Raw genomic sequence first — 19389 nt, forward strand, 5'->3', positions numbered from 1 at the left:
GATCAAGCGTCGAACAGGGGTAGCCCGGCGGCATCCCGATCGGCGGGATCCTCGAAGTTGGACACGGTGACGCCGACCAGGCGAATGCCGGTTTCGGGCGGGTAGATCGACCGGATCAGGTCGAGGCTGGCGGCACGCAGGGTCGCGTGATCGGCCACGGCACCCATCTGGCTGCGGCTGCGGGTGATCTGGCGAAAGTCGCGGAACTTGACCTTCACCGTCACGGTGCGGCCGAACATCCGCGCCTTCTCGCACCACGCCCAGACATCGTCCGCCATGCGCAGGACGCCCGCCTCGATCTCGGCCGGCTCGGTCAGGTCGCGATCGAAGGTGGTTTCCGACCCCGACGACTTGCGTACGCGATCGGGATTGACCGGCCGGTCGTCCTCACCGCGCGCGATCGCGTGATACCAGCCCGCCGAACTGCCGAAATGCCGTTCAAGGAAGTCGAGCGACTTCGCGCGCAGGTCGGCCCCCGTCTCGATCCCCAGCCGCTTCATCTTCGCCGCCGTCACCGGGCCGACGCCGTGGAACCTCGATACCGGCAGCGTCTCTACCCAATCAGCCCCCATGTCGGGCGTCACCGCGAACTGGCCGTTCGGCTTGCGGTGATCGGACGCCAGCTTCGCGAGAAACTTGTTGTACGAGATACCCGCCGACGCGGTCAGCCCCGTCTCCTCCAGAATGCGCGCGCGGATCGCCTTGGCGGTGGCCCAGGCGGTCGGCAGCCCCGCCAGGTTTGCGGTCACGTCCAGATACGCCTCGTCCAGCGACAGGGGCTGGATCACCGGCGTGAACTCCGCGAAGATCGCGTGGATCTGCCGCGACACCGTGCGGTACACGTCGAACCGGGGCGGTACGAAGATCAGGTCCGGGCATCGACGCTGCGCCGTCACCGACGGCAGCGCGGACTTCACCCCGAACGCGCGCGCCTCGTAACTCGCCGCCGCGACCACGCCGCGCGCCGCGCCATGCCCGACCGCGACGGGCTTGCCGCGCAGCGACGGATCGTCGCGCTGCTCCACGGAGGCGAAGAAGGCGTCCATGTCGACATGGATGATCTTGCGTACCGATCCGTTGGGCATGACTGGCCTATAGCAACATCGGAACGGACAGGGAACGCCGCTTTATCAGCTGATTGGGTCGTGGTGGCCTTGCTCGTCGTCGCGCCGATGCGCCGGCAGCAACTGAAGCTGCTGCGGCACCGTGCCCACATCGATATGCTCCTCCGCCAGCCGTTGCAGGATCATCATCAGCGCACTGCTGCGCGCCGGGTAGGAGGTCCGCGGGCTGGAGGTGTGGGCGAAGCAGTTGAACAGGATGCGGCCGTCGACGATGTTGTCGATGAAGGCGACTGGTGGGGGTTCGTCGAGGATCGTCGGTTCCGCCGCGAACACGTCGAGTACGATCTGGCGGATACGCTGGGGTTCGACGTTGAGCGGGACGGAGAACTGCACCTGCAACCGGCCCAGCGCGTTCGACATCGTCTTGTTCAGCACCGTCTTGGTGATGAGTTCCGAATTCGGCACGATCAGCGTCGAATGGTCCGCAAGCTCGATCTCGGTCGAGCGCACGCTGATGCGCTTCACGTCGCCCTCGTCGGTGCCGATGCGAACGAGATCGCCGATCTTCACCGGCCGCTCGGCGAGCAGGATCAGGCCGGACACGAAGTTCTGCGTGATCGCCTGCAAGCCGAAGCCGATGCCGACCGACAGCGCCGACAGCAGCAGTGCGATCCGCTCCATGCCGATGCCGAGCGAGGCGAGCCCCCACAGGACCGCCAGGATGATGGCGATGTACCGGGCGATCATCGCGAACGAATTGCGCGCGCTGACATCCATCGCCGTCGTCGGCAGGTAACGGTCGTTCAGCCAGCGCAGGAACAGCCTTGCCAGCGCCAGTCCGACGACCAGCACGACGACGGCGCGGATGATCGCGCCGGGCGAGATACTGACATCGCCCACGGTGATGCCGCTCGCGACGGTGCCGAAGCGCTCGACGGTGCTGTCCACGCCCGAACCGAACGGCGTCAACAGCATGACGATCGCGACCAGCGCCAGCCCGAGCCGTAGCGCTCCGGACATGAGTACGCCGAACTGGTCGATCGCACTCGGCCGGATGCCGACGCCGCGCGCCAATACATGGCCGGTGCGGCTGTCGGCGGAGAACACCGTCGTGACGACATCGTCGACGAAGGCGAGCAACAGGTAGAAGGTACCGATGACGATCGCCAGCCACTCGATCGCGATCCGGGTCAGGAACAGGCTGAACGTCGTATACCCGATCAGCAGCGCCCCGGCGCTGGCCAGCGTCACCAGCCACACGACCAGCGTGATGACGCCGACCCCTGCTCGTGCCGCGCCCGCGCCGCTGACCGCCGGCGCTTCGGTCGCGACGGCCTGCGCCTCCGCTTCGGCGCGCGCACGGCTGCGCAGCCGGCCCAGCGTGAACAACAGGCCGCCGATCGCCAGCAGTCTCACCGTGGCGATCGCCGAATCGGTCACGAAGACGGCGGTCGTGCTCAACCGCATCGCCTCCACCGTCGCCGACAGCAGGATGTCCGCGGACGTCAGGACCGCCAGCACCCACACCCACGGCATCAACGCGCGGGCGACCGCGTCGTCGATCGGCAGCAGCCGCCACGATCCCTGGCTGCGCATCAGCAGCGCCCCGCCGAGCGCGCCGATGAATGCGCCCATCCCGATCGCGAACAGCGCTGCGCTCAGGATCGGCTCGACGGTCGCGCCCGTCAGGCCGGACCAGCGCAAGCCCTGCGCCACCGCCAGCGCCGCCAGCGTCGGCAGCGCCGTCCCCGTGACCAGCCGCCACATCGCGTATCCGGTGCGCCGCACCCGGTGGCCGGGCGCGGCACCGATCGCGTAGCGCCGCCCTGCCTCCCTCAAGGCGATCCTTGCCGGCCAGCCGAGCACCACCGCCACTACAGCGCCGAGCAGCGCGATCCAGCCGCCACCGCCGATCAGGCCCGTGCCGATATCGGCCATCACCTGTTCCAGCACGCGCGCGACGCGGCCGACATCGCGTGGCGTCGCGTCTACGATCGCCGCCCAGAAACCCGGTGTCAGCGGCGAAGGATTACGCGTCCTCCAGCTTCGCCCGAGTTCCGCCGCCTGATCCGCCGCGATCCGGTCGGCGAGCTGCTGCGCCTCGACGTTGAGCAACTTGCCGCGGCGGATCGCGGAGTCGATCGTCGCGCGCCGCTGCGCCAGCAGCTTGCGCTGCGCGGCGATGTCCGGCGCGTCGACGATACCGGGCGTCACCGGGCCGATCTCCGCGATCTTGGCATCGACCAGCGCCATCTGCGCGTCCAGCGTCGTGCCCGCGTCGGCGGCGGTGGCGCGCACCGCCGACAGGCGATCGGTCAGCGCGGCGCGATCCTCGCGTGTGTCGACGGTGTCGGCGGCACGCTCGACCGCGCGCACCTCGTTCGACGCCGTCGACAGGTGGGTGACCACGCCACCGACCGGATCCTCGGTCTGCGCAGCCAGCGGCGAGGCCACGAGCAGCGCGGCGATCAGCCACGTTAGAAGCGCAGCGACGAGAAGGTTGGAACGACGAAACACGGGCCGCTCCTTACCCGCTCGCACTCGCTGGAGCGACCCCGAACCCGTCAGTCCGCCTTCGGATGCCCACCGACCAGCTGGCGCACCGTCTCCATCATCACGCGACCGGCACCCTTGTCGCCCTTCGCCATGGACGACATGAACGCCTTTGCCTGCTCGAACGTGACGTGCGGCGGCAGCGGCGCGACCTCCGGATCGGTCTTCACCTCCAGCACCACCGGCCGGTCCGCCGCCAGCGCCCTGTCCCACGCAGCACCGAGCTGTTCGGGATCGTCGACGAAGATACCCGTCAGCCCGATCATCTCCGCGAACTGCGAATAGCGCACGTCGGGAATGTCCTGCGTCGTGGCGAAGCGCGGATTGCCCTCCATCACGCGCTGCTCCCACGTCACCTCGTTCAGGTCCTCGTTGTTGAAGACGCAGACGATCAGCCGTGGATCGGCCCAGCGTTGCCAGTATTTCTGGACGGTGATGAGCTCCGCCATGTTGTTCATCTGCATCGCCCCGTCGCCGACCAGCGCCACGACCGGCTTGTGAGGAAACGCGAACTTCGCCGCGATTGCATAGGGGACCGCCGCCCCCATCGACGCCAACCCGCCCGACAGCGACGATCGCTGCCCCCGCTTCACCTGATAGTCGCGCGCATACCAGTTGGCGCAGGACCCCGAGTCGGACGTGACGATCGCATCGGCGGGAAGGCGCGGCGACATCTCGTACACGACCCGCTGCGGGTTGACCGGGTTGGCGGCGGCGAACGCCCGCTTCTTCAGCGTCTCGTGCCAGTCGCGCATCCCGTCGACGATCCCGTCCAGCCAGCCACGATCCGTTTTGCGCTGAAGGAAGGGCAGCAGCGCGCGCAGCGTCTCCGCAGCGCCACCGTGCAGGTTGACCTCCACCGGATAGCGCAGGCCGAGCATGTCGGCGGCGATGTCGATCTGCACCGCCCGCGCCTGTCCGTCCGCCGGCAGGAACTCCGCCCACGGAAAGCCGGTGCCGATCATCAGCAGCGTGTCGCACCCCTCCATCATGTCCGACGACGGCTTCGTGCCGAGCAGCCCGATCGACCCGGTGACGAAGGGCAGGTCGTCGGGCAGCACGTCCTTGCCCAGCAGCGCCTTGGCGACGCCCGCACCCAGCAGGTCGGCGACATGCTCCACCTCCGCCGCCGCTGCGCGCGCGCCCGCGCCGATCAGGATCGCGACCTTCGACCCGGCGTTCAGCACCTCGGCGGCGCGGCGCAGGTCCGCCTCCTGCGGCACCACCAACGGCCGCGAATAGCCCGGGCCGGAGCGCGTGAAGCCATGTGCGCGCGCCGGCTCCTCCCACGGCTCGTCCTGCACGTCCTTTGGGAAGATCAGTGCGGTGACGGTGTTGCCCGCGATCGCGACGCGCAGGCCCCGGTCGATCAGGTGCCGGATCTGCGCCGGCGCGGCGGCCTCCTGCACGAACGCCGCGACATCGGCGAAAACGCGGTCCAGGTTCAGTTCCTGCTGGTACACCGCCCCGCGCACCGTCGACTCGGCCTGCCCGCAGATCGCCAGCAACGGCGCATGATCCAGCTTGGCGTCGTACATCCCGGTCAGCATGTGGGTCGCGCCCGGCCCGCCGGTTGACAGGCACACGCCCAGCTCACCGGTGAACTTCGCATGCGCAGTGGCCATGAACGCCGCCATCTCCTCATGCCGGACCTGGATGAACTCAATGCCCTCGCCCGCCTTTTCCGCGCGTTGCAGCGCGCCCAGCACGCCGTTGATGCCGTCGCCGGAGTAACCGTAGATCCGCGTTACGCCCCACGCCTTCAGACGCTCGACGATGAAGTCGCTGGTCGATTTGCTCATGCCGAAGTCCTTGGGGTTGTTCGGGACTCAGTACGTCAGGAGAGTCGGGGGGTTCCGGGCGAGCCTGAATGAGCGATCTGGACACGAAACATACCTGTCGGTACACAATGCTATTGACGAACCTGTCACGCCGTTTATATACCGTTCAGTATAGAACGTGACGGCCCCACCGACCGATCGCGTCCCAGCGTAACGCACGGCCTTCGCGGAGTGGGAGGGCCGGCTTGTCCTTTGCCGGAGCGATCCACGGCGCGCGACTGCGTGGCCGAACATACCCCTGTGCCGAATTTCATCCGCCACGGACGCCCCGTCGCAACAGGGCCCGCGGGCAACGACCCGCTGTGCCCATCAGACATGATCGAGGGAGATCATCATGGCCCACCAAAACGTCACCGCCGCCCCTACGCCGAAGGGAAACCGCGCATGAACATGTATTCACCCGTCGAGGCCCCGCAGGGTCAGGCGCGGGACGACCCGTCGCCAGCACACGCCAAGCCACGCTGGCGCAAGCCGGCGCTGCTGCTGCTGCCGGTAGCCGCCGTCGCGCTCGGCTACACGCTGATCGACCGCGACGCCCCCGCCGCCGCGGCGCCGCCGCCACCCGCCGTCACGGTCGCCCAGCCGCTGCTGCGCGAGGTCAACGAATGGGACGATTATGTCGGCCGCTTTGAAGCCAGCCGCAGCGTCGAGGTACGCCCGCGCGTGTCGGGTGCGGTCACCGCGGTCCACTTCACCGACGGCGCGATCGTGCGAAAGGGCCAGTTGCTCTTCACGATCGATTCCCGCCCCTTCGCCGCCTCGCTCGCCGAAGCGCGAGCCGGTCTGGCGAGCGCACAGAGCGACGTCGCCCTTGCGCGCGCCAATCTCGACCGCGCCAACCGGCTCGTCGCCGATGATGCGGTGTCGAAGAGCGACGTCGACCAACTCAACGCCCGCCTGCGCGCCGCGACCGCCAGCCTCGCCGCAGCACAGGCTCGCGTCCGCTCGCGCGCGCTGGACATGGAGTTCACGCAGGTCCGCGCGCCGATCGCCGGCCGCATCTCCGACCGTCGCATCGACGCCGGCAACCTGGTCGCCGCGGGCGACTCGAACGGCACGCTGCTAACCACGATCAACGCGCTCGACCCCATCTACTTCACCTTCGACGGCTCGGAAGCGCTGTTCCTCAAGACCAGACGCGCCGCCGCCTCGGGCGCCGACGTGACGCCGGTCGAGGTCAAGTTGCAGGACGAGGGCGACTATCGCTGGAAGGGTCGCCTCGATTTCACCGACAATGGCCTCGACCCGAAATCGGGCACGATCCGAGGCCGCGCAGTGCTCGCCAACCCCGGCCTGTTCCTGACGCCGGGCCTGTTCGGCAACATGCGCCTCGGCAGCGGCGGCACCACGCGCGCGCTGCTGGTCCCCGACTCCGCCGTCCAGACCGATCAGGCGCGCAAGACGCTGCTGACCGTGGCGCAGGACGGCTCGGTCGTCGCCAAACCGGTGCAGCTCGGCCCCGTGCTGGGCGGGCTGCGCGTGATTCGCGCCGGCCTGTCGCCGAACGACCGCGTCGTCATCAGCGGCACGCAGATGGCGATGCCCGGCACCAAGGTCACCGCCAAGCCCGGCCGTATCGCCCCCACGGCGGATGCCGCGCCGCCCGGCGGCGGCGCTGCGCCGGTTGCGGGCGAAGTCACCTTCGCCCGGTAACATCCACTCACCCTCACCCGCGCACATCGCCGGTGAGGGTGAGACCGACACACCTGTCGAATTCCATCCTCTTCCGGGGAGCCTGCCATGCGCTTTTCGCGCTTCTTCATCACGCGCCCGATCTTCGCCGCGGTCATCGCGGTCATCATCACGATCGTCGGCGCGATTGCCTATTGGGGCCTGCCCGTCTCCCAATATCCCGACATCGTGCCGCCGACGGTGACGGTCACCGCAACCTATCCCGGCGCATCGGCGGAAACTGTCGCGGAGACGGTCGCCGCGCCGATCGAGCAGGAGATCAACGGCGTCGACAACATGCTCTACCAGAGCAGCCAGTCGACCGGCGACGGCACGGTCACGATCACCGTCACCTTCAAGCTCGGGACCGATCTCGACGCCGCGCAGGTGCTGGTCCAGAACCGCGTCGCGGTCGCGGTGCCCCGCCTGCCGGAAGAGGTGCAGCGCCTCGGCGTCGTCACGCGCAAGACGTCGCCCGACTTCCTGATGGTCGTGAACCTCGTCTCGCCCGACCACAGCCTCGATCGCGGCTACATCTCCAATTACGCGCTGACTCAGGTCCGCGACCGGCTGGCGCGCATCGATGGCGTCGGCGACGTGCGGCTGTTCGGCGCGCGCGACTATGCAATGCGTGTGTGGATCGATCCCGGCCGCGCCGCCGCGCTCAACCTGACCGCGGGCGACATCGTGTCGGCCCTGCGCGCGCAGAACGTGCAGGTCGCCGCCGGCACGCTCGGCCAGCCGCCTTATGCGAACGGCAGCGCGTTCCAGCTCAACGTCGAGACGCAGGGCCGCCTCGTCGATCCGGCGCAGTTCGCTCAGGTCGTGATCCGCACCGATGCGGACGGTCGTCAGGTCCGCGTCGCCGATGTCGCGCGGGTCGAGCTCGGCGCGGCCGATTACGGCTCCAACACCTATCTGTCGGGCGAGCCGACCGTCATCGCCGCCGTCTTCCAGCGCCCCGGATCGAACGCGCTCGCCGCCGCCGAAGCGGTCAGCGCCGAGATGAACGCGATGGCGAAGGACTTCCCCAAGGGGCTGGAATACCGCGTCATCTACAACCCGACCGAGTTCATCGCCCAGTCGATCGACGCGGTGAAGCATACCCTCGTTGAGGCGATGATCCTCGTCGTGCTCGTCATCCTTGTCTTCCTGCAGAAATGGCGCGCGGCGATCATCCCGATCGTGGCCATTCCCGTTTCGCTGATCGGCACCTTCGCGGTGCTGGCGGCGCTCGGCTACAGCCTCAACAACCTGTCACTGTTCGGACTGGTGCTGGCGATCGGCATCGTCGTCGACGACGCGATCGTCGTGGTCGAGAATGTCGAGCGCAACCTGGAGCGCGGGTTGACCCCGCTGGAGGCGGCACGCACGTCGATGGACGAGGTGTCGGGCGCGCTGGTTGCGATCGTGCTGGTGCTGTGCGCGGTGTTCGTGCCCACGCTGTTCCTCACCGGCCTGTCCGGCGCGTTCTACCGCCAGTTCGCGGTGACGATCTCGACGGCGACGATCATCTCGCTGCTGCTGTCGCTGACGCTGTCGCCGGCGCTCGCCGCGATGCTGCTCAAGGCGCACGTCCATGCAGAAAACGGCAATCGCCTGACCCGCACCGTCCGCCGCGCGGGCGATGCGTTCAACCGCGGCTTCGAACGGATGAGCGCCCGCTACGCCGCGCTCACCGCCGCGCTCGTCGCCCGTCCCAAGCGGATGATGACCGTCTATCTCGGCCTGATCGCCGCTACCGGTGCGCTGTTCTGGGCGACGCCGTCGGGCTTCATCCCGGCGCAGGATCAGGGTTACTTCCTGACCGTCGTCCAGCTTCCCTCCGGCGCCTCGGTGGAGCGCACCGACGCTGTCGTGCAAAAGGTCGCCAAGCGCATCCTGCCACTGGCCGGCGTCAAGGGCGCGGTGATGCTCGCGGGCTTCGACGGTCCGTCGCAAACGCTCGCCCCCAATGCCGCCGCCGCCTACATCCCGTTGAAATCGTTCGAGGACCGTCAGGCGCTCGGCGTCACCCTCGCCAGCATCATGGCGGAAGCCCGCAAGGTCACCGCGGACATCGACGAGGCGCGTATCCTCGTCATCCCGCCGCCGCTCATCCAGGGTATCGGGTCGGCCGGCGGCTATCGCCTGATCGTGCAGGACAAGAACGGCGGCAGCTACCAGAAGCTGGGCGAGGAGACGGGCAAGCTGCTCGCCAAGGCGAACCAGACCGAGGGGCTGGCGCAGGTCTTCACCTTCTTCGACAGCGCCACGCCGCGTATCTTCGCCGACATCGACCGCGCCAAGGCCGACATGCTCGGCGTCCCCCCGGAACGCGTGTTCGAGGCGTTGCAGGTCTATCTCGGCTCGGCCTTCGTCAACGACTTCAACCTGCTGGGTCGCACCTACCGCGTCACCGCGCAGGCCGACGCCCCGTTCCGCGCGACCACGGCGGACATCGCCAACCTGAAGACGCGGTCGAACAGCGGCGCGATGGTGCCGATCGGATCAGTGTCGACCTTCCGCGACAAGACCGGGCCGTACCGCGTCACCCGCTACAACCTCTTTCCCGCGGTCGAGGTCGATGGCGACACCGCGCCCGGCTATTCCTCCGGCCGATCGCTGGTGACGATGGAAAAGGTCGCGGCCGAGACGCTGCCGGCGGGCTACGGCACCGAATGGACCGGCATCGCCTTCCAGCAGAAGGCGGCGGGCAGCACGGCGGCGATCGTCTTTGCGCTGGCGGTGGTGTTCGTCTTCCTCGTGCTGGCGGCGCAGTATGAAAGCCTCGTGCTGCCGCTGTCGATCATCCTGATCGTGCCGATGTGCCTGCTCGCGGCGATGATCGGCGTGAACCTGCGCGGCATGGACAACAACGTCCTGACCCAGATCGGCCTGGTCGTACTGATCGCGCTCGCCGCGAAGAACGCCATCCTCGTCGTCGAATTCGCCAAGCAGGCGGAGGAACAGGACGGCCTGTCCCCGGTCGAAGCCGCGGTGCGCGCGGCGCAGGACCGATTGCGGCCGATCCTGATGACCAGCTTCGCGTTCATCCTCGGCGCGGTGCCGCTGCTGATCGCGAAGGGTGCCGGTGCCGAGCTTCGGCAGGCGCTGGGTACCGCGGTGTTCTTCGGCATGATCGGCGTCACCGGGTTCGGCCTGTTGTTCACGCCCACCTTCTACGTCGTGTGCCGCGCGCTGGGCGATCGTCTCGCCCGCCGCCGGCACGCCGCCAGCCCCGCGCCCCACGCGCTGCCGGCGGAATAAGGAGCAAAACCATGCGTGCCATCCTCGCCACCGTTTCCGCACTGGCCACAGCACTGGCCCTCGCCGCCTGCGCGACCGGCCCAGACTATGTCGCCCCGCAGACGCCCGTCGCCGCGGCAGGGCCGTTCCTGTCGACCAGCACCGCGGTCGACCCGACCGCCCCCGCCAGCCAACGCTGGTGGCAACTCTACAGCGACCCCGTCCTCGACGGCCTCGTCACCGACGCGCTCGGGGCGAACACCGACCTGCGTGTCGCCGCCGCCCGCCTCGCCCGTGCCCGCGCGTCGCTGCGGGAGGTTCGCGGCGCCCGCCAGCCGCAGGGCAACGTCAGCGCCAGCGGCAATTACGGCCGCGTGTCCGAAATCCAGACCATCCCCGGCGTCGATCGCGAAGGCTGGCGCGTCGATGGCGGCCTCAACGTCTCGTACGAAGTCGACCTGTTCGGCCGCATCAGCCGCAACGTCGAGGCGGCGCGCGGCGATGTCGGCGCGGCGCAGGCGGACCTCGACGCGGTGCGCGTCTCGATTGCCGCCGAGACCGCCCGCGCCTATGCCGACGCCGCCTCCGCCGCCGAACGCATCGCCGTGGCGGAGCGGATCGTCGCGCTGATCGACCGTTCGCTCGGCGTCACGTCGAACCGCGCCAAGGTCGGCCTGACCACCGGTCTCGACACCGCCCGCATCGCCGCGTTGCGCGACCAGCGCCTCGCCGACATCCCCGCGATTCGGGCGCAGCGCCAGGCGGCGTTGTTCCGGCTCGCGACGCTGACCGGCCGCGCGCCCGCCGACCTGCCGCCGATCGCCGCCGCCCGCACGACGACGCTGCGGCTCGATCGTCCCATCCCGATCGGCGACGGCGCGCAACTGCTCGCCCGCCGCCCCGACGTGCGCGCCGCCGAACGCCGCCTCGCCGCCGCCACCGCACGGATCGGCGTCGCCACCGCCGACCTGTATCCGAAGATCAGCCTCGGCGGCTCGATCGGCCAGACCAGCGCTGGCCTTGGCGACCTGTTCGGCGGCGGTCCGTTGCGCTGGCTGCTCGGCCCGCTCATCAACTGGAACGTCAACCCGACCAGGGCGCGCGCGCGCATCGCCGGCGCGGAGGCGGACACGCAGGCCGCGCTTGCGACCTTCGACGGCACGGTGTTGCAGGCGCTGGAGGAAAGCGAGACCGCGCTGTCGGCCTACGCCAACGCGCTGCAACGCCGCACCGCCCTGCAATCCGCGCGCGATCAGGCTGCCGCCGCCGCACGCATCACCCGCGCGCAGCAGCGTGAGGGCCAGATCGACAGCCTCGTCGCGCTCGACGCCGAACGCACGCTGGCCGACACGGAGGCGACGCTCGCGCTCGCCGACGCACAGATCGCCACCGCGCAGGTCGACGTCTTCCGTGCGCTCGGCGGCGGTTGGGGCGCCTGAGAACGCACGACCCCCCTTGCGCCAAGTCCCGTGTTCCCCGCATGAAAGCGCAAATGCTATAGGATTGGGGAGAGTGCCGATGCGCCGTGTGATCCTGTCGGCCTGCCTGTTGCTCGCCGCTCCCGTCGTGGCGCAGACCTTCACCGCGCAGGACCCCGCGCCGGAGTCGCCCGCGACCTACACCGCGGTGCCGCTCTGGCCGCAGGGAGCACCCGGCGCGGCGAAGCGTCGCGGGCAAGCGGAAGTCGGGCGCGATTACTGGGTGCGCAACATCCACGACCCGTCGCTGCTCGTCTTCCCCGCTGCGGCGAAGAACCGCAACGGCGCGTCGGTCGTCATCATGCCCGGCGGCGGACACAAGCTGCTGGTCTGGACCAACGAGGGCACGAAGGTCGCAACCGCGCTCAACCGCATGGGCATCACCGCGTTCGTCCTGAAATACCGGTTGGGGAACGAGCCCGGGTCGCCCTATTCGGTGGACGGCGATGCCGCCGACGACGCCCGCCGCGCGATCCGCTGGGTGCGCGCGCATGCCGCCGATTACGGCATCGACCCCGCCCGCGTCGGCGCGATGGGCTTTTCGGCGGGTGGCGAGCTGGTGTCGCTGATCGCCGACAACCCGACTCCCGCCGGCCGCCCCGTCGTCGATGCGATCGACCGGCTGTCGGGCCGCCCCGATTTTCAGGTCCTCGTCTTCCCCGGCCCGCGCGGCATTCCGGCGAAGGCCATCGCCAGCGCCCCGCCCGCCTTCCTCGTCGCGGGCAGTCTCGACGCATGCTGCGCCGCGCCGTCCGTGGCGCTTTACGAACAGCTGCGAAAAGCCGGAGTGTCGGCGGAACTGCACATGTACGCGGACAGCGATCACGCCTTCAATCTGGACGAGTCGCCGCGCATCTCGATCCTGCATTGGCCCGACCGCCTGTACGACTGGCTCTCGGACGGCGGCTGGCTCTCCCCCCGGCCCCTCGGCAAAGCGGCACGATGATGCTGCGGTCACTCTTATCGTTCTCGCTCGTTGCGGTCGCGACCGCCGGCGTCGCGCAGAACCCCGCCGCCGACGCGGATCGCGCGGCGATGATGCGGGCGCTGGGCATCACCGCACTGATCCCCGGCGCGAACGGCGACCCGAAAGCACCGGATGCCGCCAGCACCGACGAAGCGACCGCCAACCCCTATCCGCTGCCCGACGCGTTGCGGACGACGGACGGTCGCCCGGTCCGCACCGCTGCGCAGTGGCGCGACGTCCAGCGCCCCGCCATCGCCGCGATCTACGAGCGCGAGGTGTATGGCCGGGTGCCCGCCGACCTGCCGCCGGTCCGCTGGCACGTCGATGCCAGCGATGCGGAGACGATCGGCTTCGGCCGCGCCGTCACTGCGCGTCGCCTGATCGGGGAGGTTGCAGATCCGCGCCCCGGCATGCCGCCGGTCCGACTGCGGATGCTGGTCGTGCTGCCCGCCCGCGCGACAGCCAAGGTGCCGGTACTGATGATGTTCGGCCCCGCCGCCTTCCCCGCCCCGTCGCAGCCCACGGCGGACGAAAGCGAGCGGATCGACGCCGCGCTCAAGGCGCTGCTCGCCGAGCGCGATCCGGCCCTCAAGCCCATCTTCGCCCGTCATCAGGCGCACATGCTCGCCGGACCCGCGGCGCCGCGCCGCTTCGACCCGACCCCGTCCGTCCCAGAACAGATCATCGCCGCCGGCTGGGGCTATGCGATGATCGACCCGCTGAGCGCGCAGGCCGACGACGGCTCCGGGTTGCGATCGGGCATCATCGGCCTAGCGAACGGCGGTGCCCCGCGCCGGCCCGACCAGTGGGGCGCGCTGCGGGCGTGGGCGTGGGCGGCGAGTCGCGGCTTCGACTGGCTGGCGACCGACCCCGCCGTCGACGCGACCCGCATCGGGATCGAGGGCGTGTCGCGCTACGGCAAGGCGGCGCTGGTGACGATGGCGTTCGACCCGCGGTTCGCCGTCGCGCTGCTGGGATCATCCGGCAAGGGCGGGACGACGCCGCTGCGCCGGCATTTCGGGGAGGAGGTCGGCAATCTCGCCACCGGCGAATACCACTGGATGGCCGGCAACTTCCTGAAATACGACACGAAGGGCGTGTCGCCCCCGCAGCTGGATGCCAGTGCGCTCCCGGTCGACGCCAACGGCCTGATCGCCCTGTGTGCACCGCGCCCGGTCTATGTCAGCTACGGCATCCCCGCCGCCGGCGACGCGCCGTGGCTGGACCAGCGCGGTAGCTGGATGGCGACGGTCGATGCCAGCCGCGTCTACCGCCTCCTCGGTGCGAGCGGTGTCGCGGACGGCGATTACCGCAATATGCCGATGCCCGCCGTCCTGGAAGCAAGGGACGCAGGCGAACTCGCGTGGCGGCAGCACGACGGCGGCCACACCGACGCGCCCAACATCCCGCATTTCCTGACCTGGGCCGACCGTGTGCTGAAGCGGGTGCGGTAGCGCGATTATCTCGCTCTGTCCGCCGGCGCGGTCACGCCGGCATCGGTCTGCACCACCGGGATCATCGTACCATCGGGGTTGTAGCGGAGATGCTCCACCGTCACGGCGCGCCGGCCGATCGATCCGTTCAGGTCGCCGATCGCCAGCGTGGCATTGTGCAGGAACAGGTACCAGTTGCGCTTATACTCGACGATGCCGGGGTGGATCGTGAAGCTGTACTTGCCCGATCCGGTCAGCTCACCGCGATACGTCCACGGCCCGTTGATCGACGGCGCAGTCGAATAGGACACGCGCTCGTCCCGGTGCGTCTTCCGGTCGAGCGAGGCGTAGGTCAGGTAATACATCTTGCCGCGCTTGTGCAGCCACGGGCCCTCCTCGAAATGCGGCGGCGTGATCTCGCGGATCGGTCCGTCGATCTCGATCATGTTGGGCTTCAGCCTGGCGATGTAGCATTGCCGGTTGCCCCACGCGATCCACGTCGTTCCGTCGTCGTCGGTGAAGACGGTGGGGTCGATATCCTCCCAGCTATGCGTGCCCTTCGGCGTCATTGCGTTGGTGACGAGCGCCGATCCCTTGGCATCGACGAACGGCCCCGTCGGCTTGTCCGATACGGCCACCGCGATCGCCTTGCCCGAATGCGTCGCGTCATGCTCGACCGCCGCGTAGAACCAGTATCTGCCGTTCTTGAAGATCGTCTGCGAGGCCCAGGCATCCTGCTTCGCCCACTTGAAATCCTTGACCTTCATGATCGGGCCGTGGTCGGTCCAGTGCTTCATGTCCGTCGTCGAATAGACCAGCCATTCGCGCATGTTGAACATCTCGTCGCGCTGCGCCTCGTCATGGCCGACATACAAATACAGGCGATCGCCGACGACCAGCGGGGCCGGATCGGCGGTGAACTTGTCGCGGATGATCGGGTTGGATCCGGGCTGCGACGGATGCTGATCCGCAGGTGCGGCGGCGATCGGCGACGATGCCAGCAGGAGCATGGCAAGCAGGCGGGACGGGTTCACGGGCATCTTCTCCTTACGACGTTCTCGGCAGCACCGGCTTCACCGATCCGTAGCGGGATTCGCTGCGGAAGTTGAGCCGGCGACGCGGTGCCGATGCGGGTCTTTACGCCTGCCTATATCGCAGCTATCGTCGATCATATAGGATATTATGCGGGATTACCGCAGATCGGGGAGAGGGCCATGGCGACCGTCGAGCGGCGCACGAACATCCGCATCCGGCTTGTGGCGATGCTGTTCGTCATCAGCGCCATCGCGTTCCTCGATCGCACCAACATCTCCGTCGCCGGCGTCCAGATGCGCCGGGAATACGGAATCGACCAGATCCAGCTCGGCTGGGTCTTCAGCGCCTTCCTGATCGGCTATGCCGCTTTCCAGGTGCCGGCCGGTTGGCTGGCGGCGCGGATGGGTCCGCGCAAGCTGCTGACGATCGCGCTGATCTGGTGGGGCGTGTTCAGCGTTGCGACCGCACTGGTCCCGCCGCAGGGCGCCTACGCGATCCTGATGCTGGTCGTGGTCCGTTTCGCACTGGGGATCGGCGAGGCGGCGGTGTACCCGTCCGGCAACCAGTTCGTGTCGCGCTGGGTGCCCGCGCACGAACGCGGCAAGGCGAACGGCCTGATCTTCGCGGGCGTCGGCGCGGGCTCCGGGCTGACGCCTCCGCTGATCAGCGCGGTGATCGCATTCGGCGGCTGGCAGGCCTCGTTCTACGTCTGCGCCGCAATCGGTCTGGTCGCGGCGTTGGTCTGGTACACGATCGCGCGCGACCGGCCGCAGGATCATGCCAAGGTCAACGCGGCCGAACTCGCCTATATCGAATCCGGCCTGCCACCGCGCGTGACGGAGGCGGACGGCCCGATTCCGTGGCGCGCGATCTTCGCCAGCCGCAACGTCTGGGGGCTGTTCCTCAGCTATTTCGCGTTCGGTTACGTCATCTGGATCTTCTTCAGCTGGTTCTTCATCTATCTCGCCGAGGCGCGGGGCCTGGACCTGAAATCGAGCGCGCTGTTCGGCATGGCGCCGTTCCTGGCGATGACGGTCGGGTGCCTCGCGGGCGGGTTCATCAACGATGCGGTGTCGCGGCGGCACGGTCTGTACTGGGGCCGGTCCGGTCTCGCGATGGTGTCGTTCGTGCTGACGGCGCTGTTTCTGGTGCTGGGATCGCAGGTCGACAATGTCCCGCTCGCGGTGATGACGCTCGCGCTCGGCGGCGGCGCGATCTATCTGTCGCAGAGTTCGTTCTGGTCGGTGACCGCCGACATCGCCGGCCGCCACACCGGCGTCGTATCGGGCCTGATGAACGTCGGTTGCCAGCTCGGCGGTGCGCTCACCTCGTCGCTGACGCCGTGGATCGCCGCGCGATACGGCTGGGCGGCGGCGTTCGGAACCGGGGCTGCGGTCGTCGTCGTCGGCACCCTCGCCTGGGCGATGGTCGATCCGCGTCGCCTGATCGGGGTGGAGGAGGCATGATGCCCATGGATATGAAATCCGACGTGATCGAGCGCGCGTCGATAGTGGCGCTGGCATCCGCCCTTCTCGCCAGCACCGCCAGCGCGCAGGTCGCCGCCCCGATCCCCTTCCGCGACGCGTCGCTACCGGTGGAACGGCGGGTCGACGACCTGATCGCCCGGCTGACGCCGGAGGAAAAGGCGTCGCAACTCGTCAATCAGGCGCGCGCGATCCCGCGCCTGAACATCCCCGAATATAATTGGTGGAGCGAGGCGCTGCACGGCGTCGCCAACAACGGCTACGCCACCGTCTTTCCCGAACCGATCGGCCTCGCCGCGACCTTCGACACGCCCGCGATGCTGGCGATGGGGGAAGCGATCGGGACCGAGGGCCGCATCCGCTGGAATCAGGTCGAACGGAGCGGCGCACCGCACCGGATCATGCAGGGGCTGACTTATTGGTCGCCGAACATCAACATCTTCCGCGATCCCCGCTGGGGCCGCGGTCAGGAGACGTACGGTGAAGATCCGTATCTGACTGGTGAACTGGGCGTGGCGTTCGTGCGCGGGATGCAGGGCGACGACCCGCGCTATTACCGCGTCTCCGCCACCGCCAAGCATTATGCCGTGCACAGCGGGCCGGAGCCGACGCGGCACAGCGACAACATCACCGTCAGCCTCCACGATCTGGAGGACACCTACCTTCCCGCCTTTCGCGCGCTCGTCGTCGACGGAAAGGTCGAATCGGTGATGTGCGCGTACAATTCGGTCAATGGCGACCCCGCCTGCGCCAGCGGCTTCCTGCTCAACGACCGGCTGCGGGGCGCCTGGGGGTTCAAGGGCCATGTCGTCTCCGACTGCGACTCGATCGCCGACATCCAGCGCGGCCACCACACCGTCGGCACGATGGCGGAGGCGGCAGCGCTGTCGATGAAGTTCGGCGTCGACAATGACTGCGCCGAATATGGCCGCGGCCCCGGCGCGACCTCCGATTACGACCGCTATCTCGACGCGATGAAGAGCGGCCTGTTGCCGCAGGCGGACGTCGACGCCTCGCTCCGCCGCCTGTTCACCGCGCGCCTGAAGCTCGGCCTGTTCGATCCGCCGGCGCAGGTGCCGTATGCGCGCATCCCCGACACCGCCCTGAACTCGGACGCGCACCGTGCCCTTGCGCTGAAACTCGCCGACGAGTCGATGGTGCTGCTGAAAAACGACGGCGTCCTGCCGCTGTCGCCCGGCCGAATAAAGCGCATCGCCGTGGTCGGGCCGCTGGCGGATCAGGTCGACGTGTTGCTGGGCAATTATCACGGCCAGCCGCTGAAGCCGGTCACCGCGCTCGACGGATTGCGCGCCGAGTTTCCCGACGCGCAGATCGTGTTCGAACCCGGCACCGATTTCCTGCGCCTCGCGGAACCGGTGCCGACTGCGGCACTGTCGACACCGGACGGCGCACGCGGCCTTCGCGGCCAGTATTGGAACAACGGGGCGCTGACCGGCGCACCCGCTTTGACCCGCACCGATGCGCGCGTCAGCTTCGACCGCAACACGCCCGCGGCGCTGCCGGGGGCCGCCGCCACCTCGATCCGCTGGACCGGCTTCGTCGCCGCACCGGCCGACGGTACGTATCGCATCGGCATCGACGGTCGCAGCGCGCGGCTTTGGATCGACGACCGGCTGGTTGCGGACAACACCGACCCACAACAGCGCGGCGCCAATCTGGTGACGATGACGCTGAAGCGCGGCGCGCGCCACGCCGTGCGGATCGAACAGACCAACAGCCGCTTTCCGCCCCGCTTCGTCTGGAACGAGGTGCGCGCCGATGCGCTGGCCCGTGCGGTCGCCGCCGCCAAGGCTGCGGACGTGGTGATCGGCGTCGTCGGCATCACCTCCGCGCTGGAGGGGGAGGAGATGACCGTCAACCTGCCCGGGTTCATCGGCGGCGACCGGTCGAGCCTCGACCTGCCGCGCGACGAGGAGGACCTGCTGAAGGCGGTCAAGGCGACCGGCACGCCGCTGGTGACGGTGTTGATGAACGGATCGGCGCTGTCGGTGAACTGGGCCGCCGCCAACGCGAACGCCATCGTCGAGGCGTGGTATCCCGGACAGGAGGGGGGCACCGCCCTCGCCCGCACGCTGTCGGGCGCGAACAATCCGTCCGGTCGCCTGCCCGTGACCTTCTACAAGAGCGCGGCACAACTGCCGCCGTTCCGCGAATACGGCATGCAGGGTCGCACCTATCGCTATTTCACGGGCACCCCGCTCTACCCGTTCGGCCACGGGCTCAGCTACACGCGCTTCGCCTATTCGCCGGTGTCGCTGTCGCGCAAGACGCTGAAGGCCGGCGAGACGCTGGAGGCGACGGTGACGGTCGCGAACGCCGGCACCGTCCCCGGCGACGAGGTCGTGCAGGCGTATCTCAGCTTCCCCGACGCCCCCGGCATGCCGGTCCGCGCCCTGCGCGGATTCCAGCGCGTGACGCTGACGCCCGGCGCACGCCGGCAGGTCCGCCTGTCCTTCGACGCCCGCGCCCTGTCCAGCGTGTCGCAGGCGGGGGAGCGGGCGGTCGTGCCGGGCCGCTACCGCCTGACGGTCGGCGGCGGTCAGCCGGGGACCGGGGCACCAACCACGGCCGTCGACTTCACCGTGCGCGGGCGACAGCTCCTCCCGAAATAGCC

The 19389-nt window shown here is 69.0% G+C and carries 11 protein-coding genes; 7 read left to right on the plus strand and 4 right to left on the minus strand.

Annotated elements, in window-relative coordinates; translation table 11 throughout:
- Nucleotides 1–2: 2 nt before the first annotated feature.
- Genes dinB through ILT43_RS14370 form a run of 3 tightly spaced genes read right to left on the minus strand, consistent with a single transcriptional unit; the run spans nt 3 to nt 5419 of the window.
- On the minus strand, nt 3–1085 hold the full coding sequence (dinB, locus tag ILT43_RS14360) for a DNA polymerase IV (protein ID WP_204199667.1): 1083 nt from the start codon (nt 1083–1085) through the stop codon (nt 3–5).
- Nucleotides 1086–1130: 45 nt separating this feature from the next.
- On the minus strand, nt 1131–3581 hold the full coding sequence (locus ILT43_RS14365) for a DUF3772 domain-containing protein (protein WP_204199668.1): 2451 nt from the start codon (nt 3579–3581) through the stop codon (nt 1131–1133).
- A 47-nt stretch (nt 3582–3628) separates the two neighbouring features.
- Entirely contained in the window at nt 3629–5419 is a 1791-nt protein-coding gene (locus ILT43_RS14370) for a thiamine pyrophosphate-requiring protein (RefSeq protein ID WP_204199669.1), read from the minus strand.
- A 423-nt stretch (nt 5420–5842) separates the two neighbouring features.
- Here ILT43_RS14370 and ILT43_RS14375 point away from each other — a divergent pair, with 423 nt between their 5' ends.
- From ILT43_RS14375 to ILT43_RS14395, 5 genes are all read left to right on the plus strand, one after another.
- On the plus strand, nt 5843–7111 hold the full coding sequence (locus ILT43_RS14375; RefSeq protein ID WP_204199670.1) for an efflux RND transporter periplasmic adaptor subunit: 1269 nt from the start codon (nt 5843–5845) through the stop codon (nt 7109–7111).
- Between the two features lie 87 nt (nt 7112–7198).
- On the plus strand, nt 7199–10378 hold the full coding sequence (locus ILT43_RS14380; RefSeq protein WP_204199671.1) for an efflux RND transporter permease subunit: 3180 nt from the start codon (nt 7199–7201) through the stop codon (nt 10376–10378).
- A gap of 11 nt (nt 10379–10389) precedes the next feature.
- The gene (locus ILT43_RS14385) at nt 10390–11796 is read left to right on the plus strand and encodes an efflux transporter outer membrane subunit (RefSeq protein WP_204199672.1); all 1407 of its coding nucleotides are present in this window, start codon (nt 10390–10392) and stop codon (nt 11794–11796) included.
- 79 nt (nt 11797–11875) lie between these two features.
- Nucleotides 11876–12781, plus strand: a complete 906-nt coding sequence (locus tag ILT43_RS14390; RefSeq protein WP_204199673.1) for an alpha/beta hydrolase — start codon at nt 11876–11878, stop codon at nt 12779–12781.
- On the plus strand, nt 12778–14256 hold the full coding sequence (locus ILT43_RS14395) for a glucuronyl esterase domain-containing protein (RefSeq protein ID WP_204199674.1): 1479 nt from the start codon (nt 12778–12780) through the stop codon (nt 14254–14256). The genes ILT43_RS14390 and ILT43_RS14395 overlap by 4 nt, the downstream gene beginning before the upstream one ends.
- A 5-nt stretch (nt 14257–14261) precedes the next feature.
- Here the strand turns inward: ILT43_RS14395 and ILT43_RS14400 are convergent, their stop codons facing one another.
- Nucleotides 14262–15269 carry a family 43 glycosylhydrolase gene (locus ILT43_RS14400; protein ID WP_204199675.1) on the minus strand — a complete coding sequence of 336 codons (1008 nt, stop codon included), beginning with the start codon at nt 15267–15269 and terminating at the stop codon, nt 14262–14264.
- A gap of 180 nt (nt 15270–15449) precedes the next feature.
- On the opposite strand from ILT43_RS14400, the gene ILT43_RS14405 reads away from it, so the two are divergent.
- Together ILT43_RS14405 and ILT43_RS14410 are read left to right on the plus strand one after the other, a co-directional pair.
- A complete protein-coding gene (locus tag ILT43_RS14405; protein ID WP_204199676.1) occupies nt 15450–16736 on the plus strand; it encodes an MFS transporter in 1287 nt (428 codons plus the stop codon).
- A 5-nt stretch (nt 16737–16741) separates the two neighbouring features.
- The gene (locus tag ILT43_RS14410) at nt 16742–19387 is read left to right on the plus strand and encodes a glycoside hydrolase family 3 C-terminal domain-containing protein (protein WP_204199677.1); all 2646 of its coding nucleotides are present in this window, start codon (nt 16742–16744) and stop codon (nt 19385–19387) included.
- The last annotated feature ends 2 nt before the right edge of the window (nt 19388–19389 follow it).

The organism is Sphingomonas longa (assembly GCF_016892685.1).
Classification (GTDB): domain Bacteria; phylum Pseudomonadota; class Alphaproteobacteria; order Sphingomonadales; family Sphingomonadaceae; genus Sphingomonas; species Sphingomonas longa.